19 protein-coding genes are annotated in these 24,626 nt (G+C 43.6%); 12 read left to right on the top strand and 7 right to left on the bottom strand.

The window, feature by feature from the left end; all coding sequences use genetic code 11:
• Positions 1-9: 9 nt before the first annotated feature.
• From ACTXGF_RS17830 to ACTXGF_RS17820, 3 genes are all read right to left on the bottom strand, one after another.
• The gene (locus ACTXGF_RS17830; protein ID WP_443533905.1) at positions 10-687 is read right to left on the bottom strand and encodes a DsbE family thiol:disulfide interchange protein; all 678 of its coding nucleotides are present in this window, start codon (positions 685-687) and stop codon (positions 10-12) included.
• Position 688: 1 nt separating this feature from the next.
• Positions 689-2,719 (bottom strand): heme lyase CcmF/NrfE family subunit, encoded by a 2,031-nt coding sequence (locus ACTXGF_RS17825; protein WP_201571266.1) that lies wholly within the window; start codon positions 2,717-2,719, stop codon positions 689-691.
• A 280-nt stretch (positions 2,720-2,999) separates the two neighbouring features.
• Entirely contained in the window at positions 3,000-4,334 is a 1,335-nt protein-coding gene (locus ACTXGF_RS17820) for a DUF445 domain-containing protein (protein ID WP_101206367.1), read from the bottom strand.
• 493 nt (positions 4,335-4,827) lie between these two features.
• On the opposite strand from ACTXGF_RS17820, the gene mrdA reads away from it, so the two are divergent.
• The 8 genes from mrdA (at position 4,828) to scpB (ending at position 12,907) form a co-directional block, all read left to right on the top strand.
• Positions 4,828-6,813: a penicillin-binding protein 2 gene (mrdA, locus tag ACTXGF_RS17815; protein WP_191113959.1), complete on the top strand. Its 1,986-nt coding sequence runs from the start codon at positions 4,828-4,830 to the stop codon at positions 6,811-6,813.
• A 69-nt stretch (positions 6,814-6,882) separates the two neighbouring features.
• Positions 6,883-7,569: a 16S rRNA (guanine(966)-N(2))-methyltransferase RsmD gene (gene rsmD / locus ACTXGF_RS17810; RefSeq protein ID WP_443533906.1), complete on the top strand. Its 687-nt coding sequence runs from the start codon at positions 6,883-6,885 to the stop codon at positions 7,567-7,569.
• Positions 7,570-7,779: 210 nt separating this feature from the next.
• A complete protein-coding gene (gene rplM, locus ACTXGF_RS17805; RefSeq protein WP_057761004.1) occupies positions 7,780-8,208 on the top strand; it encodes a 50S ribosomal protein L13 in 429 nt (142 codons plus the stop codon).
• 10 nt (positions 8,209-8,218) lie between these two features.
• Positions 8,219-8,605: a 30S ribosomal protein S9 gene (gene rpsI / locus ACTXGF_RS17800; protein ID WP_021813618.1), complete on the top strand. Its 387-nt coding sequence runs from the start codon at positions 8,219-8,221 to the stop codon at positions 8,603-8,605.
• A gap of 332 nt (positions 8,606-8,937) precedes the next feature.
• The gene (locus tag ACTXGF_RS17795) at positions 8,938-10,026 is read left to right on the top strand and encodes an LpxL/LpxP family acyltransferase (RefSeq protein WP_443533908.1); all 1,089 of its coding nucleotides are present in this window, start codon (positions 8,938-8,940) and stop codon (positions 10,024-10,026) included.
• A 108-nt stretch (positions 10,027-10,134) separates the two neighbouring features.
• A complete protein-coding gene (trpS, locus tag ACTXGF_RS17790; protein WP_443533909.1) occupies positions 10,135-11,220 on the top strand; it encodes a tryptophan--tRNA ligase in 1,086 nt (361 codons plus the stop codon).
• A 138-nt stretch (positions 11,221-11,358) separates the two neighbouring features.
• Entirely contained in the window at positions 11,359-12,222 is an 864-nt protein-coding gene (locus tag ACTXGF_RS17785; RefSeq protein ID WP_443534050.1) for a segregation and condensation protein A, read from the top strand.
• A gap of 124 nt (positions 12,223-12,346) precedes the next feature.
• Positions 12,347-12,907, top strand: a complete 561-nt coding sequence (scpB, locus tag ACTXGF_RS17780) for an SMC-Scp complex subunit ScpB (protein WP_443533911.1) — start codon at positions 12,347-12,349, stop codon at positions 12,905-12,907.
• A gap of 120 nt (positions 12,908-13,027) precedes the next feature.
• Here the strand turns inward: scpB and lolA are convergent, their stop codons facing one another.
• The 4 genes from lolA to rplU form a co-directional block, all read right to left on the bottom strand.
• Positions 13,028-13,711 carry an outer membrane lipoprotein periplasmic chaperone LolA gene (gene lolA, locus ACTXGF_RS17775; RefSeq protein ID WP_185156619.1) on the bottom strand — a complete coding sequence of 228 codons (684 nt, stop codon included), beginning with the start codon at positions 13,709-13,711 and terminating at the stop codon, positions 13,028-13,030.
• A gap of 378 nt (positions 13,712-14,089) precedes the next feature.
• Entirely contained in the window at positions 14,090-14,677 is a 588-nt protein-coding gene (locus ACTXGF_RS17770) for a hypothetical protein (RefSeq protein ID WP_443533912.1), read from the bottom strand.
• Between the two features lie 276 nt (positions 14,678-14,953).
• Positions 14,954-15,211, bottom strand: coding sequence for a 50S ribosomal protein L27 (gene rpmA / locus ACTXGF_RS17765; protein WP_021813611.1), 258 nt, complete (start codon positions 15,209-15,211; stop codon positions 14,954-14,956).
• Between the two features lie 91 nt (positions 15,212-15,302).
• Entirely contained in the window at positions 15,303-15,614 is a 312-nt protein-coding gene (rplU, locus tag ACTXGF_RS17760; RefSeq protein ID WP_057761012.1) for a 50S ribosomal protein L21, read from the bottom strand.
• 569 nt (positions 15,615-16,183) lie between these two features.
• On the opposite strand from rplU, the gene ACTXGF_RS17755 reads away from it, so the two are divergent.
• The 4 genes from ACTXGF_RS17755 to ACTXGF_RS17740 all read left to right on the top strand — a co-directional run bounded on the left by ACTXGF_RS17755 (position 16,184) and on the right by ACTXGF_RS17740 (position 24,515).
• Positions 16,184-17,209, top strand: a complete 1,026-nt coding sequence (locus ACTXGF_RS17755) for a polyprenyl synthetase family protein (protein WP_296211439.1) — start codon at positions 16,184-16,186, stop codon at positions 17,207-17,209.
• A gap of 826 nt (positions 17,210-18,035) precedes the next feature.
• Positions 18,036-19,439, top strand: a complete 1,404-nt coding sequence (locus ACTXGF_RS17750; RefSeq protein WP_296211437.1) for an efflux RND transporter periplasmic adaptor subunit — start codon at positions 18,036-18,038, stop codon at positions 19,437-19,439.
• A 34-nt stretch (positions 19,440-19,473) separates the two neighbouring features.
• Positions 19,474-22,704 carry an efflux RND transporter permease subunit gene (locus ACTXGF_RS17745; RefSeq protein WP_296211435.1) on the top strand — a complete coding sequence of 1,077 codons (3,231 nt, stop codon included), beginning with the start codon at positions 19,474-19,476 and terminating at the stop codon, positions 22,702-22,704.
• The gene (locus ACTXGF_RS17740) at positions 22,701-24,515 is read left to right on the top strand and encodes an efflux transporter outer membrane subunit (RefSeq protein WP_296211434.1); all 1,815 of its coding nucleotides are present in this window, start codon (positions 22,701-22,703) and stop codon (positions 24,513-24,515) included. Before ACTXGF_RS17745 ends, ACTXGF_RS17740 begins: the two co-directional genes overlap by 4 nt.
• Positions 24,516-24,626 lie beyond the last annotated feature (111 nt).

The following is a 24,626-nucleotide window of genomic DNA, read 5'->3' as shown; positions in this document are numbered from 1 at the left end:
GATAGGCTATCATTTGCACGCCTCCGCAACTTGGCTTGGATCTGGACTGACACCATTATTACTAGCGTCATTGAGTACCATCAAGCAAGGCGTAATACGACTTTGCCAATTGCTCTCATTGATCTCACCGATGATATGCTGACGAATAATCCCATCACCATCGACGATAAAAGTCTCAGGCGCACCTGTCAGACCTAAGTCTAGAGCGAACTGCCCTGACAAGTCCTGAATAGACATAGAGAACGGGTCACCACCGCGATTCAGGTACCCTAACGCATCACCAATATCATCTTTGTAGTTTACGCCTACTAAGTTAACACCGCGCTCTTCTAGCTTCATCAAAAAAGGATGCTCAATGATACAAGTTGGACACCAAGAGCCCCAGATATTCATGAGGAATGGCTTATCTGGCAAGTTGTCATTGGTCATGATACGACTCGTATCTGATAATAATGGCAACTCAAAAGCAGGTACTGGACGCTCAAGCGCCGTATTGGTCACGATATCAGTCGGTTTGCCCAAACGCATATAGAGCATAGCGACCAAACCAATAAAGATAACCAGCGGAATCAAAAACCCAATTTTAAGTTTTTTCTTAGTTTTTATTTTATTGCTGCTCGCAACTTTAGGGTCTTTGACAGCCTCTTGCTGAGCTTTTTTATCAGGTTCATTGTTTGAGGTAGTCATATTAACGCTCCCCTATCTTTGTAGCTGACGTATCCAAATCTGCAACCGTCGCGAAGCCTGATTTTTTGGCCGCGATTTGCGCAGGTGTTTTGGTTTTTTTGATACGGTAACGATTGTCTAGCATACTGAGCAATGCGCCAAACGCCATGATAAGCGCACCCAACCATATCCAGCGGATAAGCGGTTTGACATAGATACGGAAAGCCCATTCATTGCTATCTTCAGCAATTGGCTCACCAAGTGCTACGTACACATCACGCATCAGATTGGCATCAATCGCAGCTTCTGTCATCGGCATCATACTGATAATATAGTTACGCTTTTCAGGATATAACGTGGTCACTTCTTGACCGTCTTTACTGACTGTTACTTCTGCTTGCGTGGCGTCAAAGTTACTGCCTTTTACTTCACTAAAACCTTTCACCGTAAAATCATAGCCTTGCACATTGACACTATCATTAGGCCCTAATGCCACATCGCGCTCAATGCTCAACGTGCTGGTAAATGCCACGCCGATGACCGCAATAATGACGCCAATATGAGCGGTTTGCTGACCCCAGTAGCTTAGACGCAACTGACGTAAGCCATTTAAACGACTTGGTGCATTTTTGGTCTTGTCTTTGAAATCGACAACCATCCATAACAACACCCAAAAGCTCACAGCCAACGTGACACCGATATTTAGCATCGCTGATGGACTGGTGAAATAGGTGATAATGGCGGCCAATACCAAACTACTCACCGCAATAACCATGCCAGCACCCAATAACGGGCGGCTGTCTTGTTTCCAGCGGATATTGGAGCCCATACCCATCGCCACCAGTAGCAGCCATGTCAACGGCACAAATAGAGCGTTGAAGTATGGAGGGCCAACAGATACCTGACCTAAATTAAAGGCATCAGCAATAATAGGATATAGCGTACCAAGTAGTACCACTAAGGTTGAAATGAGAATAATAACGTTATTAATCACCAAAAATGATTCACGTGAGATAAGTCGATACTGACTCTCGACCGTCAAACGCCAACCACGTACAGCAAACATCAACAGACCACCGCCGACGATGATACCGAGGATGACTAAAATCACTAGACCACGCGTTGGATCAGCGGCAAACGAATGCACTGAGGTAATGACACCTGAACGTACTAAGAACGTACCAAGCAAGCTAAGCGCAAAAGCAAAGATTGCGAGCATAATCGTCCATGCTTTAAATACACCGCGTTTTTCAGTGACAGCAAGTGAATGCAGTAGCGCTGTTCCTGCCAACCATGGCATCAATGAGGCGTTTTCTACTGGATCCCAGAACCACCAACCGCCCCAGCCAAGCTCATAATAAGCCCACCATGAGCCAAGCGCGATACCGACTGTTAAGAATCCCCAAGCAGCCAATGCCCATGGACGCGACCAGCGTGTCCATACTGCATCCAAACGCCCTTCCCATAGTGCTGCCATACAAAACGCAAATGGCACAACCATGCCTACGTAGCCCATATAGAGCATCGGTGGGTGAATAATCAGACCAAAATCTTGCAATACAGGATTTAGATCCGCGCCATCAACAGGTAGATTGGGTAATGTGCGATCAAACGGCGATGAGGTAAAGATAAGCATCGCTAACATCATCATCTGCACGCCTGCCAGTATCACCAGCACTCGTGCACGCATAGACAACGGCAACCCACGGCTAAAGTAAGAGACCAGCGCACACCAAGTGGCCATGATGGTCATCCACAATAGCAGCGAGCCTTCATGCCCGCCCCATGTCGCCGATAGCTTGTAATACCAAGGCAGCAATGTATTGGAATGCTGAGTGACATAGACGAGACTAAAATCGTTGTAATAAAAGCCTGCCATCAGCGCAGCAAATGAGGTAATCATTGCCGCAAATTGTGCCCATGCCAGACTTGGCGCCAAACGCTGCCAAGCGACGTGGTCACGCATGACGCCAATGGTTGGTAGTACCACCTGCAAAATCGCCAATATAAAAGCGGCCAGCAAGGCAAAATAACCCAATTCTGTGATTAACATACGGTCTAACCTTGTTTACCTTGGATACAATTAAGGGTTCACCGATGGCATTGCTAGCCACTGGCAAACGCTAATAGTCCTTTATGCGGTCATAGTTTACGGTTAAAAACTGAGGTTTCAATTGCTGTAAAAGCACATAAAACCCGCTACTATCATTGTGACGTATCAATATGAATGATTGATACAAAATGCTTATCTGTTGCTAATTTTACATTTTTTAGTTATTCAAAGCTTATTCAATACAGCCGTTCATGACTAATTAAAAATACTTATTAATGCATTATTGCATCGAGGGGAAAAATACTAACACTAAATGCAACCAACCTGCTAGAAAACCAGTCAAACCGCCCAAAACAATCAACGTCATCTCATCCTCTCGGAAAGCGGGACGCAACAGATTTTGAAACTCATTTGGCGTTAGCGCACGTATTCTATCGCGGAACAGACCAAATATCTTACTGGCTCGGCTTTCATTTAGCTCAGGATCTCGTAGTGGTACCATCGTCGCGACAATAGATTTGTCGATAATGGTATTTTTAAGTTGTCCATAATCACGGCGACCCAATCCCACACGTAATGTCGTGCTAATCACTGGTGACTCTAGCACCGTATATAGATGCGATTTCATCAAATCACGGGTTTGCGCTGAGCGATCACCATACATCATCTCATTCATGATGTTCTCTAAAGTGACCAAATCCTTTACCACAATTTCAGCAAAAACCTCAGAAACTTCCTCTTGGCGCTTCATAAAGCCACCTTGTAAGCGATACTTTGCGATATGCGGTATAACGGGTTTGATAAATGGAAAGCGACTCTGCACCGTAAACAGCTTCAAATAAGGTATGAAGTGCGGCTCTACTGGATTAAACACCATCCAAATGGCAATCCAATTGGTGAGAAAACCCCAAATGGCGGCAAAGAACGGTACGGTCCAATGCTGCGGCACCACCAAAAATATAAACATCTGGATAATACCAAATACCAAACCAATCAAAGCACTAATGTGCCAGATAAAGTCTATCTCTTTTTGACCGACCTTTAAAAACATATTGACCATCAGACGACGATCGTTTTCCATGGTATTGACAATCATTTTACGCATATCGACCAAGTCTTCGACATGATAAGTCAAATCTGTCACAAGCGACTGCATAATACTAGGTAGCTCTTTATGAGCTTGCGCATAGACACGACGCTTTAGGGCGTAAGGCAAATTGCCCCATAATGCTGGCGAGTGATCCAGCATAATCTCATCAATCAATGGCTCAAGGTTTTTGTCCACCGTATCAGTGACAAATATCGCCATTTGCTCAGGTTCCATCGCCTTAAAAAACTCATCAAGCGAACCGAGTTTTGAGAGCGTCTGGTCAACGATAACCCCTGATATCTTGCCCGCTTTGCGCGGAACAATACCTTGCCAACCGATACCTGGCAACCCAAAAAATGGGAAGTTAGGAATACGAATACCCCAGAACTTGACCGGATAGAACAGCATCTTGAGCGCCATCCACACATGTACCCAAGTGACGAATGCCGTCACTGGTGGAATGGTCAGCATTGCAAAGAACTCTGGGTGTTCAGCTATCGTCTGCCATAATGAATTTACGTCCATGACTTATCTAGTCCCTGACAGGTTGATTGTCGTTGCTAATATTGTCGCTACTGATAACGAGACTTTAGCAAAATGAGAACGTTTCAAAAGACGCTCCGCCCATAATAACTACTATAAAATAAATCGCCTGATTTTAGCATACTTGCCATTTATTAGCACATATAGACCAGCGGCAAGTTGTGACTAAAGATGACATGGTTCATATCGTCTGCTACCCAACAAAAACCTAAATATAAGCCAGTTATTGGTCAGTAGATAATCAAGACAAAATATATGACTGAGTACTGCGCCTGCTCATTTGTTCTGTTATAATTTGTAGTGCAATAACAAAGACTACCTGCGTATAAATGACTGCATGACGATTTCACACCATACCCTTCTATGTGATTGAAATAATTTGCATTATCTTTTAGACTCACCGCACTTTGGTTAACCAACCTGCCCTCTTATTTTTCTTTTATTGACTCACTGACCGTTTGGGCTCTGATCTTCTATGAATAAACCGATAACTCCCAATACCGAACAGGTCAACAGCACCTTTACCAATCGTATTATCATCTTTGGGATCATAATATTGATTGGTTTGGGCGGTTTGATAACACGTTATGGATATTTGCAGGTCTACGCTCATGATCAGTACACAACGCAAGCCGATAACAACCGTATTAAACTGATATCTGCGCCGCCTAGTCGTGGCTATATCTATGATCGTAATGGAGTAATACTGGCAGACAATCAGCCAGTCTTTACAGCGATGCTCAGCCCTGATGAGGTCGAAAACCCTGAGCGTACGTTGCATCTGCTTGCGCCGATTTTTGATTTAACCGATACAGATATCACTGACATCTTGGCGCGTCTAAGTAAAAATAAAAACGATCCTGTGACGATTAAGATTGATTTAACAGAAGCACAGTTGGCTCAGTTTAGTGAACGTAAGCCATTCTTCCGTGGGGTCTCTATCCAAAGCAAGCTTACGCGCTCTTATCCTTATGATGAGCTGTTTGCTCATGTCATCGGCTATGTCGGACGTATCAATGACAAAGAGTCAAAGCGTATCGATAAAGACCGTTACGCTGGTACTGACTTGATTGGTAAAATCGGTATCGAGGACTACTATGAAGATATTTTGCTTGGGCAACCGGGTTATCAATCGGTAGAGACAGACGCACATGGTAATATCTTACGCCAACTGGATACCAAGCCGCCGATAGCGGGTAACGATATTACGTTGAGCTTGGATTATGGTTTGCAAACTATTGCCCAACAGCAGCTCGATGGACGCCGCGGCGCAATCGTTGCGATAGACCCAAAAAACGGTGACGTCTTGGCATTTGTTAGTAATCCAAGCTACGACCCTAACCCTTTTATATCGGGTATCTCTTTTAAAGATTATGATGATCTGCGTGAAGATTTGGATCAGCCGCTGTATAACCGTGCGCTACAAGGTACCTACCCACCTGGCTCTACTATCAAGCCATTTGAGGGTTTAGGCGGTATTCATTATGGTCTACGCGATTGGAACAGTACTATCTATGACCCTGGCTACTTTAGCTTACCTGGAGACACGCATCGATTCCGCGACTGGAAACGTGGCGGTCATGGCACGGTAGATCTAAAAAAATCCATCGCGATGTCGGTCGATACTTATTATTATAAGTTGGCTTATGAGATGGGTATTCAGCGTCTGCACGATTGGATGGTACGCTTTGGTTTTGGTGAGGATACTGGTATTGATTTACCTAATGAAAAATCAGGCATCATGCCATCACCAAAATGGAAAAAAGACACTTACGATAAGGACTGGCTACCGGGTGAGACCATCTCGGTCAGTATTGGACAAGGGTATTTCTTGGCAACACCATTACAGATTGCTAACGCTACAGCCATGACAGCCAGTAAAGGTCAGCATATCACCCCGCATTTATTAAAGAGCAGTGACGGCGCCGCGGACGTCAAAATTATTACTAAGCCAGATGGTAAAATTGACTATAACGGTAAGCCGTCTGACTGGTTGCGCATGCATGATGCGATGGAAAGCGTGGTAGAAAACGGTACAGGACGCGGTATCTATACCCCACGCTATCGTATCGCTGGTAAAACAGGTACTGCACAGGTGAAGTCTATCGCGCAAGGCAAACGCTACGACAAGTCAGCGATTGATAAGCGCCACTGGGATCATGCTTGGTTTAATGGTTTTGCCCCAGTAGAAGACCCGCAGATTGCCCTCGCAGTATTGGTCGAAAATGGTGGCGGTGGTAGTGCTGTTGCAGCGCCTATTGGCCGTGCTCTATTTGATTACTGGGTATTACAACGCAAGACAGATCCTGTGTTGCCTCCTTCTGCTGATGAGCTAAAAGTCATTAAACGCCAAAAGGCTTTTGAAAAAGCCATGCGTGATGCCATTCGCGATAAAGAAGCAAAAGCATTGGAGGAGAAAGAAGCCGCGGAAGCCGAAGCGGCAGCAGCGACATCTGAGTAACTAGACGTTTAAGTACTTAATAGTATAAAAAGCAAAACCTAGCAAAGAATTGGTAAGCGAGACACAATAATGAAAAAAGCCTCAAATGGACGCGCACCAAAGAATAACCGTAAGGCGAAAAGTGTGTCGGTGGGTGATGTGCGCATCATTGGCGGTCAGTTTAAGCGCCGTATTGTAAGTTTCATCGATGCAGATGGCCTGCGCCCGACCCCAGATCGCTTGCGGGAGACTTTATTTAACTGGCTACTCGCTGACATTCATGATGCCCATGTGCTCGATAGCTGTGCTGGCAGTGGCGTACTAGGGTTTGAAGCGTTATCTCGCGGTGCGGCCCACACAACATTTATCGAAATCAATCCAGCACAAAGTAACATGCTACGTCAGAGCGCTGAGCAATTACGCCTTGAATCTGCTGCTTATCAAATCATCACTGGCACTGCTGAGCAAGTATTGCGTCAAGAGCAGCTGACTGCGCGCCCTTTTGACATTGTATTTATCGATCCGCCTTATGCTCAGGATTTATGGCAGCCTATTTTGACTGCGCTTATTACCAATGTTTTAATAAATACTGAAACATTGATTTATTTAGAAGCTGATAAAGATTTGTCAGCACAGCTTAAACAATTGGAAGCGTCGCTAAATGAGAATTTAGACCCTCAATCAAGCGTTACTCAGCAGCCAATCACTTTTGAATGCTTGAAACAAACCAAAGTCGGACAAGTTGTCGCTGGACTTTATCGTCTATCATCGTCATAATTGTCGGGTTAATGAAAGCCGTTAACGTATTTTACAAATGTTTAGAACCGCTAAAAACTGGCCGACGCTGCAGTTTAATGTATATAAGGCGAAAATAAACCCCAATGCAGCTTGCAAGCGTAGGCGCTACTGCTTATAATGTGCAGTCTGTTTTTTGAGAGCCCCGTTCCCAGCTAAACTCTCAACGAATTCTAATTTTAAGGTTTTATCATGAAAACACTTAGTGCAAAACCAGCTGAAGTGACCCATGACTGGTATGTCGTAGATGCTGACGGCAAAACCCTTGGTCGCTTAGCCACTCAAATCGCAACTCGCTTACGTGGCAAGCACAAGCCTTCTTTTACTCCGCACGTTGATACTGGTGACTTTATTGTTGTCATCAATGCTGACAAAATCACGGTAACGGGTAAAAAAGCACAAGACAAAAAGTACTATCGTCACAGTGGCTACCCAGGTGGTATTAAAGAAACCAACTTCAATAAGTTGCTTGCACATAAGCCTGAAGATGTTCTACACAAAGCAGTTAAGGGTATGCTTCCAAAGGGCCCTCTTGGCTATGCGATGATCAAGAAGCTGAAACTTTATGCGGGTACTGATCATCCACATACTGCACAGCAACCTAAAGAACTAGACATCTAAGGATATACTTATGGAACGCAATTACGGAACTGGTCGCCGCAAGACGTCTACTGCTCGTGTATTTTTATCAAAAGGTACTGGTAGTATCGTTGTTAACGGTAAGCCACTTGACGAATACTTCAGTCGTGAAACTTCACGCATGGTTGTACGTCAGCCATTAGAACTACTCGACTCTGCTAACGCATATGACTTATATGTAACTGTTGCAGGCGGTGGTATCAGTGGTCAAGCTGGCGCAATCCGCCACGGCATCACACGTGCATTAATCGAAGCTGACGAAACTTTGAAGCCTGCCCTAAAAGCAGCTGGTTTTGTTACTCGTGATTCACGTCAAGTTGAACGTAAGAAACTGGGTCTACGTAAAGCACGTAAACGTCCACAGTTCTCAAAACGTTAATCAAAACTCTCTCTTATCTTTTTGCTGCGGTTGTCTTTTTCTCAGAGCTTCAGTAGTAAAGTTAAATAAGAGTCTGGTTTTGCAAAACCTTATAAGCTGGTCACAGCTTATAAGGTTTTTTTATGCCTACTGATAGCGTGTTGATTATCTGATTGACTTAATCAAACAAGCTTTGTTTTATGGTGATAATCAACATGAGCACCTTGTTTCGACACTACAAAGTAGATCGTCTATAGAAATTCTAACTTGCAAAGCATTAAACGCTACCCCATCATATCAGTAACTTTTTATTATTAGCCATGATGCCTCAAACCGTGCCGCAGAAGGATATTATGAAAGCGCCAGAACAATTCGACCCTAGCAAGCCATCTGCCAATAGCAGCGTGCTCCCTAGCACGAAACAGTCGGCTAAGTCGCCTGCGATACCGGCTGGCACACCGACGATTACCCAAAATCATAAGCGTACAGCGCAAGCAGATAACAAGCCATTTCAGTGGCAGTTCTTATCACCTAAGAATTGGGGCATTTGGCTGTTGTTTTTGATAATGCTACCCATGATATATCTGCCGTTACGTTGGCAGTTTTGGCTAGGCCGTAAGCTTGGTATATTGATTTATAAAGTTGCTGGCTCACGTAGACGCGATACATTAATCAACCTGAAGTTGGCGTTCCCAGAGAAGCCTGAAGCTGAACGTGAATTAATGGCCAAGCAAGTCTTTGTAAATCAAGGCATTGGTGTGTTTGAAACGTTATGCGCTTGGTTCAGGCCAGATATATTTACTAGAACTGTATCCATCTCAGGGTTACAGCATATTGTTAATGCGCAAAATGAGCAGCGACCAGTTATCCTGCTCGGTGCACATTATACGATGCTAGATTTGGGTGGCCTATTATGTGCACAGTTTTTCCCAGTAGATTGTATGTATCGTACACAGAACAACCCTTTATTAGACTGGTTTATTTATAATGGTCGTACCAATATTTTTGGTAAGCAAATCTCTAGTCGTGATATGCGAAGCTTAGTTACCTCTATCAAAGCGGGACACGTCATCTGGTACTCTCCTGATCAAGATTATGGTCTTAAGCAAGGTGTCATGGCGCCATTCTTCGGTGTGCCAGCCGCAACGATTACTGCATCGCGTCGCATGGCGAAACTGGGTAGCAAAGCACAGCCGCCAGCTGTCATGGCACTGCATACTTATCGGCAAACGCCTGACAACTTGCCGCGCGGTAAACGTCCCCATTATCATTTAACAATTACGCCAGAATTAGACAATTATCCAAGTAAAGATGAAGTCGCTGATGCTACTCGGGTTAATAAAGTTTTAGAAGGACTCATTCGTATTGATCCCACTCAGTGGATGTGGTTTCATCGCCGCTTCAAACATGGGCCAAACGGTCGTACCGATATCTATAAGTAAGCCTTTATTCCCAAAAATACTGGTGAAGTTTGCTATACTTTGCGGCTAATATTTTGCATTTTAGCTATGCACTGATAATAATTTAATAAACAAAATAACGGATTTTCCATGAGCAATAACAGTACTCCTGACAATCAAACTTCTGATACTTCAACTGAAGCCAAGCGCATCCTGACTGGTATCAAACCGACTGGTATTCCGCATTTAGGTAACTATGTTGGTGCGATTCGTCCAGCTATTGAGTCTATTCAAAACAGTGATCATGAAGCGTTTTTCTTTTTGGCAGACTACCATGGCATCATTGGTTGTTATGACCCTGCTATCATTCATGAATCGACGAGAGCCATTGCCGCTACGTGGATTGCTTGTGGTCTAGACCCTGAGCGTGTGACGTTCTACCGTCAGTCAGACGTGCCTGAAATTCCAGAACTTGCTTGGATTTTGAACTGCTCATGTGCCAAAGGTTTGATGAACCGCGCCCATGCCTATAAAGCAGCCGTTGATATCAATACAGAAAAAGCCGATGTCGATCCTGATCAGGGTGTCACCATGGGGCTGTTTGGTTATCCAGTACTAATGGCGGCTGATATCTTGATGTTTAATGCGACCCATGTACCTGTTGGGCGTGACCAAGTGCAGCATATCGAGATGGCGCGTGATATCGCAGGTACTTTTAATCATCGTTATAAGTCGCTTTTCACGCTACCGTCAGCAGTCGTTGATAACGATATACCGCTGCTTACTGGGCTTGATGGCCGCAAGATGAGTAAGAGCTATAGCAATACTATCCCCCTATTCGGTGAGCCAAATCCACAGGTTAGTCCTGAAAAACAGATGCATAAAGCCATCATGAAAATTGTGACTAACTCACAGCTACCTGATGAGCCAAAAGATCCTGATGATTCAGCTACCTTTGAGATTTATAAAGCATTTGCTACCACTGAAGAGATTGCTGCTATGCGTGCGCGTTATGCCGCTGGTATTGGTTGGGGCGACGCTAAGCAAGCCCTGTTTGACAAGATTAATGATGAAATCGCGCCATTCCGTGCACGTTACGAAGAGCTGATGGCCAATCCAAAAGAGCTGGAAGAAATCTTGCAGATGGGTGCGAATAAAGCCCGTCGTCATAGTCGTAAGCAACTAGACAAAGCTCGCCGTGCTATCGGCATCCGTCCGCTTGCTAAGCTTAAATAATCGTTGCTGGAATAGTCGTTTCACTGACGCAATTTATGATCAAAGCGGGTGCTAAACGTGCAAACTGAACCAAACACCAAACAGGCGGCTTTGTCTAATGCCGCCTTATCTGCTATGGCTGATTCAACTTCTGAGCCTATGGACAATCAGAGCGATCATGATAAATCAGTCAACCATGATATGTCGCTACGTATCTATCAGACGCCTGTACAGCATTTGCCAGAAGATCTATATGTACCGCCGCAAGCCTTTGCTATTTGGTTAGAGCAGTTTGCTGGTCCATTGGATTTTCTATTGTATTTGGTCAAAAAGAACAACGTCGATTTGACCCAAATGCCTATTCTGCCTATCACTGAACAGTACTTAGCTTATATCGGTGAATTGGATACCGAGCACTTTGAATTAGCAGGTGATTATCTGTTAATGGCATCAACGCTCATCGCTATCAAAACCGAACTGCTATTGCCTGCCCCTGATACTCCAACCGACGAGCGTGATCCAAAAGCAGAACTTATCGAACGCCTCGAAGAGTACGCGCAAATCAAAGTGGTCAGTCAGCGCCTAGACAATCTAGTACGTCTAGAGCGCGATGTGTTTTTGGCCATGGTTAGTATGCCTGGTCAAGACGTTATGAATGCGGAACTGCCAAGCTACTCACCTAACTTGCTGATTGATAGCTTATTTAAAATGCAGTTACAGCCTGACTATCAAATGCATACGATCAAAGTTGATGCAGTACCCCTTGCCGATCGTATTGCCAGTATTAGCAGACAATTAAGTACAGATGGGGCGCGCTCCTTTTATGAGCTACTGGATAAGGCACAAGGTAAAATAGGCGTGGTCGTGAGTTTTGTCGCCGTACTTGAGCTTATAAAGCGGCAGTTAGTTGGTGTGGTCAATATTGAGACAGATAGCGGTATCGTCAACTCTGTTTCCAATAATTCTGATCAGAATAATATGAATAATGAATCCACAAATCTCACATTACAGTGGTTAGCCTAGTAGGCTCTAAGACTGTCTCTTAGACTACTCTCTATTAAAATCACAATATTGAAATAAGAGCATACTTTAGATGGTAGATATTGAAGACCCAAAGCAACATGACGAGACCCAAGAACCAATAACTATGACTACATCTCCATCGGTTGAGGCACAGCATGATTCTTTGGAAGAGTTGAGTAAATGTATTGAAGTACTGTTGCATGCCTCAGAGGCACCGCTGACCGCTCACGCGTTAAAGAAACATTTGTCATTATCTACTAAAGAATTAAATCAAACCCTAGAGGTGCTGCAACAACGCTTAGATACAGGTGTGCTTAGGCTACATGAGACAGCCAGCGGTTATCGTTTACAGATATCTGATGACTACAGCAGTCTAATCCAGCGTACTTTTCCGCAGCGTCAAGAACGTCTGAGCCAAGCCTTACTTGAAACCCTAAGTGTCATTGCTTATAAACAACCTGTGACACGCAGTGATATCGAGCATGTGCGTGGAGTGACATTATCGAGCAATATACTGCGCCAGTTATTTGATAAAGGATGGATTGTGGAGAAAGGCTTTAAAGATACTCTAGGTCGTCCTGCATTGCTGCATACTACTGCGCAGTTTTTAGACGCGTTTGGATTAAGCCATCTGGATGAACTGCCACCTATGCCAGATATGGAAACCATACGAGCCATGTCTTAAATTTTCTGCTAAACAAAATATAGTTACTCACACAAAAAAGGACAGACCACATAGGATCTGTCCTTTTTATTACGTTGCTGATTTTGAACTGATATCAAAACCTAGCAATATATCTGTTAATTACTGATTGATAACGTCAACACCCTTTGGTGGTGTAAATTTAAACTGACTGCTACCAATACTTGGGTTCATCTTAATACCGCTGAACTTAATAGAGGTTGTTTGACCCAAAGTATCATTCAATACCATCATGACAGGTTTGCCACCACTAAAGCTTATTGAAAGACTTTTGAAACTTGCACTGTCTGACTTAGGATAGAGCACATAGTAGTTTTTGTTGTCATATGGCTGAGTGATTTTGAAGTTTTGATCAATTTTGCTTGGATCACCTGACAGTAGCAAAGCTGGCGTATTACCTACTTGGCTATCAACATTCTGCTTAGTCGCTTGCTCTAAATCCTTGTCATAAACCCACATAGAGTTACCATTAGCAACGATCAATTGCTCTGATGGTGACTTGGTTTCCCAACGGAAGTTATTTGGACGTTGTACACTCATAGAGCCTTTAAACGTACCACTACTCGCGCCTTTAGTCGTTTGACTAAAATTGGCTGTCATACTCTTGGTATTGGTCAGCAATTTGTTCAGACGTTTAGCAGCTGTTAGGTTATCAGCAGGAGCTGCTGTAGCCGTTTGAGTCAATGCCATCATTGGCGCTGCGATACCTAGCGATGTCATTAATACACCTGCTAAAGCACCACTCATCATCTTTTGTTTAGTTGATTTTTTCGTAGATAAGTTCATCATAAATCCTCTCTAAAAAAGCATAATCGCTTTAAAGTTGTTGCTAAAAATAAAATGTTCTATTGAAATTTTTGTTTTCTATAAATACTGATTTTACCAAGTTAAAACTGGTAACCATCAGCAATGGCAACAGTGTGCCAGTTTTTTTATTACGCGCCTAGTCATGATTTGCAATCTTTACTACGGCTGCCATACACGCTTGTAACCAATGCAGTTACACGGTAAAAGTTTACATTTAGCATCATTAGTTGGCAAAACTGTATTAATAAATACAGCTAAACTTTTAAACAGGTAAGTTAATAGTTTAAAAAAGCAAGAAATATGTCTGCTACAACCGAATGCTCATCTCAATTTTGGTAAGCAATTTCATTATTATGACTAATACTTTCCTTGAAAGATAACGTGCTTTCTGCCTTCCATCATTAATAATGCATAAATTAATAAATAAAAATTCGCTAGAAATCCTAAAAAAATAGCCATGATGATGAAAGTTTCAGTTCCCTCTAAATAACTTCTCATTACTTTAGAGCTACCCGCTGATGTAAAACCAAAAAACCAAATCCAGCCTAAGTTGATAGCGATAAGTAGCGATGCAGTTATAAAAATAGATCTTTTGGGATTTTCTCCCACTTCATGATTCAACTTATCTGAGTTTCTTGCAGCCAGTTTAAATTCTCTGACAACCTCGAATGACAACCCTTTTAAAAAATAAGCAGCTGTTATAGCAATAAAAATCATTATGAAATACAAGACTGTAAGGTCACTCAAAAGTCTTATTCTACCCGGTGCTAGCTCCATGGATTGAGCGAAGGGTGTTATTCCCGTAAAATCCGAGAAATAACTTCCAAACATTAACGGCGTAAAAAACACGAGCACGAATCCATAAAGATAGATGTATTTGAAAGGTGATAAGTCATTAAGGATATTTAGCATGGTCTTATGAGAAATATAGTGCTGTTTTTTCATTTTTCCTTCAAACCTATCTACGATTCATTTACTATCTCATCAAATCTTTTATTCAAACTATCCGTCTTTCATAAAAAGATATTAGTTAAGATTGTTGAAATAGTATATTTTAAGAGCTAGCGTTGAGTGATATTGTTCAAAATACCATTTCTTAATTCTTATCATTAACTTACGATACCCTACAAACGTAAAAAGCCCCTACTACCATAAGGCAGTAAGGGCTTTTTTAATTATCTGATCATTTTATCCAAAGAATGAAACGATCTAAATAGATAATTATGCGTTTTCAACCGTAACATAACGACGGTTAAATTTACCTTTGGTCGCAAACTTTACAACACCGTCATTCAGTGCAAATAAAGTATGGTCACGACCCATGCCAACGCCTTCGCCTGCATGGAATTCTGTACCACGTTGACGAACGATGATGTTACCAGCTGTGATAGCTTGGCCACCAAAGATTTTTACGCCTAGCATTTTTGGGTTTGAATCACGACCGTTACGGCTCGAACCGGCAGCTTTTTTATGTGCCATGAGAAAATCTCCTTGTTAATTTGACTTATCGCTGATGCGATAACTCTTAAGCATTTAGTGCGCTATTTAGCAATAATTGCTAAATGGATAATTAGGCATTAATCGCTTTGATTTTTAACAAGGTGTACCATTGGCGGTGACCTTGTTCTTTGTGATAATGCTTACGACGGTTGTGCTTGATGATACGGATTTTTTCGCCGCGACCATGCTCAACAACTTCAACTTCTACGCTAGCGCCGTCAACAACAGGCTGACCGATTTTGACGTTATCGCCGTCAACAACCATCAACACGTCTTCAAATTTGATTGTTTCGCCTTTTTCTGCTTTTAGTAGTTCAACTTTAAGCAATTCATCGACGACTACACGGTGCTGTTTACCACCAGTTTTGATTACTGCGTACATTGTATGACTCCGTTTAACCCGTGTGCCGTGGCTGATGTTATACCAACGCTTTTACGACGAACACGACAGGGAAAAATTAAAGGCAAGATTTTACGGCTTTTTGCTCATAAAAGCAAGCCGCGCCTCTTGTTTTTGCAAGGTGGTTACACTAATGACCATCTCTCATTTAACTATAACGGCTGCTCATCAAGGAAAGTCGATAAACGACAATGCGAATATAAACATGAGAAATAGTAATGATAAGTGATAGATTAAGCCCAACAGCGGCCATTATAACTTATGTAATCAGTTACTTACAGCCTTTTGTGAATCATTTATGTGACCAATAAGCTTAAAATGCGCTAGAGGATATATTTTTAAAACATAAGACATTTCTTATCGTTTTTATTCTATTCAATAGGCATAGTAAGCCCTATATATCATACGCTTGACCTACTTGTGCTATATACTTTAACCAACAATTTAAGCAGATAGCTATGCTATCATAAGCGAAATAACACCTTACCTATAGATAGATAAAGTCAAGGTTATACCAACTCTCTTTACTCTTATTAATATGACTATTTATTATGACTAGTACCTCTTTAAATAATACCGTGCCTGCCTCTCAATCGACGCCTAGCTATGCTGATATTCAAAGTATTGTAGCCAATGACTTTAAGGTAATGGACAAGCAAGTGTTTGGCAGTTTGAACTCAAAAGTACAACTCGTCATGAGCGTTTCGCAACACGTGATCAACGCTGGTGGCAAGCGTATGCGCCCACTGATTACCTTGCTCTGCGCACGTATGTTTGATGACAATCCATCAGAAAAAGCCATGCATCTAGCTGCTATCACTGAAATGCTACATACCGCTACCCTAGTCCATGACGATGTCATCGATGAGTCAGGGCAACGCCGTGGAAAGCCGACGGCAAATGCAACGTGGGACAACGCCACTGCAGTGTTAGTCGGTGACTATTTGATTGCGCGCGCGTTCAATCTGTTGGTTGGTTTTCAGAGCTTGCCGTTGTTGCAAGTGTTCTCTGATGGGACTTGTGACATTGCTGAAGGCGAAGTGTTACAACTACAGCACCAACATAACCCTACCGCGACAGAGGAAGATTACTTACGCATTATCGATGGCAAAACTTCACGCCTTTTCATGATGGCGACCCAAGGTGCTGCTATATTACAAGACAAGACAGAATATATGACGGCATTGGGCGATTTCGGACAGCATTTTGGTAATGCGTTTCAAATTATCGATGATGTGCTCGACTATAGTGGCGATAGTGAGGTGATGGGCAAAAACTTAGGCGATGATCTTGCTGAAGGCAAACCTACCCTACCGACTATCAAAGCACTCGAGCTACTCAAAGACAGCGACATTGAAGGCTATGAGCAGTTACGTATCGCCGTTCAAACGGGTAAGACACCAAACGCTGAGCAGCTGATTGAATTGGTACGTAGTTCTGGCTCATTGGCTTATTGTAAGCAGCGCGCGTTGGAAGAAACCAAACTGGCACAAGATGCACTGAGCATGCTACCTGACAACCGTTATCGTACAGGCTTATATCAATTGACTGAACTCGCTAGCGCCCGATTACTATAATTAAAACTGAGTCGTCTGTGTTATTAACTGATTAAGACGACTCTTTTTTTGACAGAATTTTTTAGCATGGATTTTTATCAATTTCTTTAGCAATTGATAAATAAAAGCCCATAAATTAAAAACTACCCTCTTAAAAACTAGCATGTCAGCCAAATCGTTACCTTTCTTTAAGTTTCATACATCCTTGCAGTACTATAATCGTATAAGGCTTTTTGGCAGTCGGTTAAAGTTTGACAACGCTTGGTAGAGAGATACTGATAGTTATTTTTTATGACTGTAATTAGGGGTTGCTAAAATTGTCATTTTGTTGACAAAGTCGATTTTCTATCGTTTAAAAACCTTAGTTACTATAGGGTTTTAGATTTATAACAAAAGTTTACAATATATTTTGATACTAGGTTGTGCATGGTTCTATTAGCTGTTAATAGAGACGACGCTTACTATGACGGTAATCTATTAATTCGTAAACTGTAATATTACCGCTTTTCGGTCCAGCTTGTATCGCAAACTACTTGACTGTGGGGTTACCCCAATAGTTTATAATGACTCATTAAATTTATTAATCCATTCTGTGGTTTGCTTAAACAGTTAATGCTAAATAATTCTTTCGATACTTAATCCATATCGATGTCAGACTTTCTATTAGTCATATTTCACTGACGGAATAATCTGAAACTGGAATAAATAATACTAGCTTAGGCTATTTATTCTCTTTCTTCAGCATTAGCAAGTTATTTAGCATTAGCAAGACCCTTATATTCAGTACGCCAAACTTATTGATCGATTTTTATACTGTCACTATTTATATATATTGCCGAGGACATTGATGAAGCACTCTTATCTTTCGCTTGTAATAGCATCTGTACTATCTGGAGCTGTACTGGTTGGCTGTGACAACAACGAGGACGCCGCTGGTGAGCAAGCTGCACAGCAGCAAATGCCGCCTGCGGTTGTCAACGTTCAGACAGTCACTCTCGATACCGTCCCTCAAGTACAAACTTTTTCTGGTCGTACTGCAGCTTATCAAACTGCTGACGTCCGCCCGCAGGTCAACGGCGTGATTGACGAAGTACTATTCCGTGAAGGAAGCAACGTCAAAAAAGGTCAGCCACTGTATCGTATCAACACCGACAACTATGCCTCATCTGTAACGAGTGGCCAAGCCGCCGTACAGCAGTCACAAGCTAACTATCAAACTGCTGTGGCAAACAATGCCAATGCAAAAGCTGAATTGGTCAGCCGTCAAGCGTCATTAGCACAAGCGCAAAATGACTTACAACGTCTGCAGGGTCTGGTCAGTATTGATGCCATCTCAAAGCAGCAGTACGATCAAGCACAAACAGCCGTACGTACAGCACAAGCAGCAGTACAAAGTGCCGCCGCCGCTGTCGGTCAAACTCAAGCAGGTATTGAGAGTGCAAAAGCAGGCATCCAGACTGCAAAAGCAGGTTTAGAGGCCAGTACATTAGATCTAAACCGTACAATCGTACGCGCACCGCTTACTGGCCGTACTGATCGCTCTAGCGTTACTGCTGGTACTCTGGTCAGTGCTGGCCAAGCAGATCCATTGGTGACTATTTCACGCTTAGACCCTATCTACGTTGATATTAGCCAGTCTTCTTCTGAGTTGCTAAAGCTTCGTCAGCAGATAGCAGATGGTACTGCTCAGCCAGGTATGAACTCAGTTGAATTGGTACTAGAAGATGGTTCTGTCTATCCAGTACGCGGTAAGCTTGCACTGTCTGAAGCCAAAGTTGACGAGTCAACAGGCGCTGTCACCTTGCGTGCTATTTTCCCAAACAGCAATAACATCCTGCTACCAGGTATGTATGTCACGGCACGTTTGACACAGAGTGTTATTACCAACGCAGCCCTTGTCCCGCAAAGTGCGGTCACTCGTACGCCTAAGAGTGAGACGCAAGTCTATATCGTTGACGAAAATAACAAAATCCAAGTACGTCCGGTCACCATTAATGGTACTTACGATGGACAATGGGTCGTTACTGAAGGCTTGAAAGCGGGTGACAAAGTGGTTGTAATTGGCGGTGCTAAGGTCAAGCCTGACCAAGAGGTGGTCGCCAAACCACTAGAAAGTGCAAATCCAGCACCAGCTGCTGCAAAGAATGCGCCTAATACCAAAACGCCGCAGCAAGCCGCAAAAACGATGGATAAAGAGCCAGCTGGCGATGAGACTTCTACCAAAAAACCAACAGAAGCCGCTGCCAACTAATTCCATTCAAGACAGGAAGACTTAGGGATACACTATGTCACGTTTTTTTATTAATCGCCCTATTTTTGCATGGGTGCTGGCTGTTTTGGTCATGCTCATCGGGGTGATATCCGTTCTTAATCTACCGATTGAACAATATCCACGTATCGCACCACCAACGATTTCAGTCAGTGCAAGCTATCCTGGTGCCAATGCGCAAACCGTAGAAAACTCAGTGGTACAGATCATTGAGCAGCGTATGAAAGGCCTAGATGGTCTGATGTATATGTCGTCATCGAGCTCGTCAAATGGTAGCGCTTCAGTGACGCTTACCTTTGAAAACGGCACAGATCCTGACACAGCTCAAGTACAAGTACAGAACAAACTGCAAGCAGCGATGAGCTCCTTGCCTGAGTCTGTTCAGCGTCAAGGTGTCAACGTCAATAAATCGTCTAGCAGCTTTTTGATGGTGCAAGCATTTATTTCTGAAGATGGCACCATGGATCGGGCAGATATTGCCGATTATATTAACTCTAATGTCGTCGATTCGATCAGTCGTGTAGAGGGTGTGGGTGAAGTTCAAGTCTTTGGCTCTACCTATGCGATGCGTGTTTGGTTAGACCCATCACGCCTACGTAGCTACAACATGATACCTTCAGATGTCGTCAATGCGATACGAGCACAGAATGCTCAGGTATCTGCTGGTCAATTGGGTCAAGCACCTGCCGACACAGACAAACAAGTTATCAACGCCACTGTTACTGTACAAAGCTATCTTCAAACGCCTGAAGAATTTAAAAACATTCTACTAAAAACAGATACCTCAGGCGCACAAGTGCGCTTAGGCGATGTGGCAGATGTCGAGATTGGCAGTGAAAACTATAGCGTTGTCTCTCTCTACAATGGTCAAGAAGCAGCCGGTTTAGGTATTTCACTCGCTGGTGGCGCAAACGCCCTTGAGACTCGTGAAGCCGTCGGCGCACGTATGGCTGAGCTGGAAAAAAACTTCCCAATTGGTCTAGCCTCAGTCGTTCCGTATGACACCACACCATTTGTACGCTTGTCTATCGAACAAGTCGTTATGACCCTCATTGAAGCGATTGTGTTGGTATTTATCGTTATGTTCATTTTCTTACAGAACTGGCGTGCCACCATTATCCCGACCCTTGCCGTACCTGTCGTACTCTTGGGTACCTTTGCAGTGTTGTATATTGCAGGCTTTAGTATCAACGTCTTGACCATGTTTGCCATGGTATTGTCCATCGGTCTGTTGGTCGATGATGCGATCGTCGTCGTAGAGAACGTCGAGCGAATACTAGAAGAAGATCCTCACATCTCTATCAAAGATGCAACTATCCAGTCGATGGGTGAAATCAGTAAAATCGTTATTGGTATTGCGCTTATCTTGTCTGCAGTATTCGTACCGATGGCCTTCTTTGGTGGCTCAACAGGTGTGATTTATCGTCAGTTCTCTATTACGCTGATTACCAGCATGGTGCTCTCTGCCATGGTCGCGCTTGTATTCACCCCTGCCCTATGTGTGACCTTGCTAAAACGTGGCAAAAGTCATGAAAAAGGCAGTACCGAAAAGCAAAAAGGCTTCTTCGGTTGGTTCAACCGCGGCTTCTTCAAACTTAGCCGTTCGTACGAAAACTTTGTCGGCAAAAGTATTCGTTTTAAATGGTTATACATGATTGGCTACGCAGCCATTATCGGTATCATGGCGGTCGTATTCTTACGTATTCCAGGCTCGTTTTTACCAGAAGAAGATCAAGGCATTATGTTTACCTTGGTTCAGCTTCCGGCTGGCTCTACGTTAGATGAGACGCAAGACGTATTGGATAAAGTTAGAAACTATTACGATACCCAAGAAACTGATAATATCGCTTCGGTCTTTACCATTGCAGGCTTTAGTTTTGCAGGTCAAGGTCAGAATATGGGTCTAGCGTTTGTGCGCTTATCAGACTGGGAGGAACGCTCGGGCGATGAAAATACCGCTCAGGCTGTCGCTGGTCGAGCGATGGGGTACTTCTTTACTCAGCTAAACGAAGCACAAGTATTTGCCATCGTACCACCAGCAATTACCGAGCTTGGTAATGCCAGTGGTTTTGACTTAATGATTCAGGACAGTGGCAACCTCGGACATGATGGGCTACTTGAAGCTCGAAATATGCTCTTAGGTATGGCTGCACAGAACGACCAAGTAGCTGGTGTACGTCCTAACGGTCAAGAAGATTCGCCACAACTTAAAGTAAACATCAATCAAGAACAAGCGGCGGCTTATGGCCTGTCACTAAGCAATATCAATAGTGTCATTTCAACAGCGTGGGGCTCAAGCTACGTTAACGACTTTATCGATCGTGGCCGTATCAAACGCGTCTATGTACAAGGTGAAGCCAGCAGCCGTACCAACCCTGATGATATTGGTAAATGGTATGTAAGAAATGACATGAACGATATGATTTCGTTCGATGCATTCTCTAGTAGTGAGTGGCAGTCAGGCTCACCGCGTCTTACTCGTTACAACAGCCTACCGTCCATGAACATCCAAGGTAGCGCCGCACCAGGACTAAGTACTGGTGAAGCAATGAGCTCGATGGAAGCGATGATAGACAAGTTACCTGAAGGTATCAGTTATGAGTGGACAGGCATGTCATTGGAAGAGCAAAAATCAGGTGCCCAAGCGCCGATGCTCTATGCGCTTTCAATCCTAGTTGTATTCTTATGTTTGGCAGCGTTGTATGAGAGCTGGTCTATTCCTGTCTCTGTGCTACTAGTGATTCCACTTGGGGTATTGGGTGCAGTGATATTTACCTGGCTACGTGGTTTTGCCAATGATATCTACTTGCAAGTTGGTCTACTGACTGTCGTTGGTCTATCCGCCAAAAACGCCATTTTGATTATTGAATTTGCGAAAGAACACCAAGAGGAAGGTTACAGTCTCAGAGAGGCCGTCATGACCGCAGCACGCCAGCGTTTGCGTCCGATTATCATGACCTCACTTGCCTTTGGTCTGGGTGTTGTGCCATTATTCTTGGCGAATGGGCCAGGTTCAGGCAGTCAAAATGCTATTGGTACTAGTGTTGTTGGTGGGGTAATCACAGCAACCCTCTTAGGTATCTTCTTTATCCCAATGTTCTATATCTGGGTGCGTAGTGCGTTCCCGCATAAATATGAGAACAACACACCCAATGATAAAGATGGTGGCAATGGTACGCCTAACTCGCATAACCCAACACCTTCTGAGAGTTATCAGCCTGCAAGTCTTGGAGACAATACACAATGAGTGCTCAAAAAACATCTATCACTAACTCGTCATCGGTAGCTATTACAGCTATTGATGCGCAGCCAGCACTATCTCGTTTGCGCAAAAACAGTGGCCGTCTGTTAGGGCTGACTGCATTGGCAATCAGCATGGCCGCTTGTAACACCATTCCAAAAGCGGATATGCGTCCTGTGCTAGCAGAGCCAAATATTCCTATGCAGCAATCTTACGGTGCATTTGATAAAGAGACTGTCAGTAGTGCTGACCAAGCAAGCATTGCCAGTCAACGCTGGCAGAATTTTTATAGCGATGAGCGCCTAAAAGGTCTGATTGCTCTCGGTCTTGAAAATAACAAAGACTTTGAGAGTGCGCGCCTAGCCATTGAAAAAGCACGTGCACAGTATCAGATTACCGATATTAATGACTTGCCCGCTATCAACGGCAGTGCTGGTTATACTCGTTCAGCACAGAATCGTACTGATCGAAACGCTAATAGTAGCTACAGCGTTAACTTAGGTCTTGCCAATTATGAGCTCGACTTTTGGGGTAAAATCTCAAGCTTAAAAGATCAAGCATTGCAGAATTTCTTGGCGACGACAGCAGCCAAAGATGCGACCCAAATCAGCTTGATTAGTAATATTGCCCAAAGCTACGCTAATCTAAGCTACAGCTTAGCGCAATTAAAACTGGCTGAAGCTACAGTCGAGAGTCGTGAGCGTTCATTATTTATCGCGGATAAACGTTTTGAAGCAGGTATTGATCCTAAGCTACCTTCACTACAGTCTTCTGCCTCATTAGAGAATGCCAAGCTTGCCGTATTACGTGCACAGACCAGCGTTCTTCAATCACGCAATGCATTGCAGTACTTGGTTGGTGGCGCGATTCCAAACGAGCTTATCCCAACACCTGCTGTCAGTAATATCACCAGCCAGCAGATATTCAATGCAGGTCTACCAAGTGAATTACTGCGCTATCGCCCTGACGTGCTACAGGCAGAATATAACCTAAAAGCGGCTGGTGCGAATATCGAAGTGGCTCGTGCCTCTTACTTCCCTTCTATTAGCTTGACCAGTAGTGTGGGCGTCAGTAGCGGCAGCCTAAATGACTTGTTCAAAAATGGTGCCGTTGGCTGGTCGTTTGGACCTAGCGTGAGCGTCCCTATCTTTGATGCAGGCCGTTTAGACGCCAATTACGATGTGGCTCAAATCGAACGTGAGCAAACGCTTGCTAGTTATGAGAGCTCTATTCAGACGGCATTCCGTGAAGTATCAGATGTACTTGCTACACGTGCAACACTTGGTGAGCAGTTAGAGGCGCAGTATCGTCTGCAGGATAATTTTGAACAGACATATCAGATAGCAGATGCGCGCTTTAAAGCAGGTATCTCGAACTATCTGGACGTACTTGACGCGCAGCGTTCACTGTTCTCTACTCAGCAAGGTATCCTAGATTTAGAGCTACAGAAAATCGTTAGCCAGATTGAGTTGTACCAAGCACTTGGTGGCGGTGCGAACCTTGATGTACCGTCTGTCATTCCTGTACCGCAGCACACCAACTTGGCGCAGATTGTCACTGGAACTGCTACTAGTGCAAAAACCAAAGCGACAAATGCCATCAAAGCAGCTGGTTCAGCGCGTGTGACTACCCCGCAAGAAGCTGTTGCCATTAAGCAGTCGCAAGCGGTAGAAACGACTACTTTCAAACCGACTGCTATCGTCGATGTGAATGACGATGGTAAGAAGGATGCCGCTGTCGGCATAGTCACTGAAGAGACTCGCTTCAATAACAATAGTGTTGAGCAAGTTCCTGTGACCCAGATTGTTGAACCTTAAATGACCCAGCCTTGATCTGATGACGTAGCTCTATCATCACATTGACAGTCGATACGTACTATCAGCCCTACCGACTTAATGTGGTGGGGCTTTTTGCTTTTATTGACATCT

It is taken from the genome of Psychrobacter sp. 1Y6, assembly GCF_052258385.2.
Lineage (GTDB): Bacteria > Pseudomonadota > Gammaproteobacteria > Pseudomonadales > Moraxellaceae > Psychrobacter.
Note: the sequence above shows the minus strand (reverse complement) of the source record. Positions and strands in the feature narration are given on the sequence as shown.

Coding starts and splice junctions, on each gene's coding strand:
- rpsI (WP_021813618.1), top strand. CDS start 8,219: ATGGAACGCAATTACGGAACTGGTCGCCGCAAGACGTCTACTGCTCGT.
- ACTXGF_RS17755 (WP_296211439.1), top strand. CDS start 16,184: ATGACTAGTACCTCTTTAAATAATACCGTGCCTGCCTCTCAATCGACG.
- ACTXGF_RS17740 (WP_296211434.1), top strand. CDS start 22,701: ATGAGTGCTCAAAAAACATCTATCACTAACTCGTCATCGGTAGCTATT.
- rsmD (WP_443533906.1), top strand. CDS start 6,883: ATGAAAAAAGCCTCAAATGGACGCGCACCAAAGAATAACCGTAAGGCG.
- mrdA (WP_191113959.1), top strand. CDS start 4,828: ATGAATAAACCGATAACTCCCAATACCGAACAGGTCAACAGCACCTTT.
- rpmA (WP_021813611.1), bottom strand. CDS start 15,211: ATGGCACATAAAAAAGCTGCCGGTTCGAGCCGTAACGGTCGTGATTCA.
- rplU (WP_057761012.1), bottom strand. CDS start 15,614: ATGTACGCAGTAATCAAAACTGGTGGTAAACAGCACCGTGTAGTCGTC.
- lolA (WP_185156619.1), bottom strand. CDS start 13,711: ATGAACTTATCTACGAAAAAATCAACTAAACAAAAGATGATGAGTGGT.
- ACTXGF_RS17785 (WP_443534050.1), top strand. CDS start 11,359: ATGGACAATCAGAGCGATCATGATAAATCAGTCAACCATGATATGTCG.
- scpB (WP_443533911.1), top strand. CDS start 12,347: ATGACTACATCTCCATCGGTTGAGGCACAGCATGATTCTTTGGAAGAG.
- ACTXGF_RS17820 (WP_101206367.1), bottom strand. CDS start 4,334: ATGGACGTAAATTCATTATGGCAGACGATAGCTGAACACCCAGAGTTC.
- ACTXGF_RS17825 (WP_201571266.1), bottom strand. CDS start 2,719: ATGTTAATCACAGAATTGGGTTATTTTGCCTTGCTGGCCGCTTTTATA.
- ACTXGF_RS17770 (WP_443533912.1), bottom strand. CDS start 14,677: ATGAAAAAACAGCACTATATTTCTCATAAGACCATGCTAAATATCCTT.
- ACTXGF_RS17830 (WP_443533905.1), bottom strand. CDS start 687: ATGACTACCTCAAACAATGAACCTGATAAAAAAGCTCAGCAAGAGGCT.
- ACTXGF_RS17750 (WP_296211437.1), top strand. CDS start 18,036: ATGAAGCACTCTTATCTTTCGCTTGTAATAGCATCTGTACTATCTGGA.
- rplM (WP_057761004.1), top strand. CDS start 7,780: ATGAAAACACTTAGTGCAAAACCAGCTGAAGTGACCCATGACTGGTAT.
- ACTXGF_RS17745 (WP_296211435.1), top strand. CDS start 19,474: ATGTCACGTTTTTTTATTAATCGCCCTATTTTTGCATGGGTGCTGGCT.
- trpS (WP_443533909.1), top strand. CDS start 10,135: ATGAGCAATAACAGTACTCCTGACAATCAAACTTCTGATACTTCAACT.
- ACTXGF_RS17795 (WP_443533908.1), top strand. CDS start 8,938: ATGAAAGCGCCAGAACAATTCGACCCTAGCAAGCCATCTGCCAATAGC.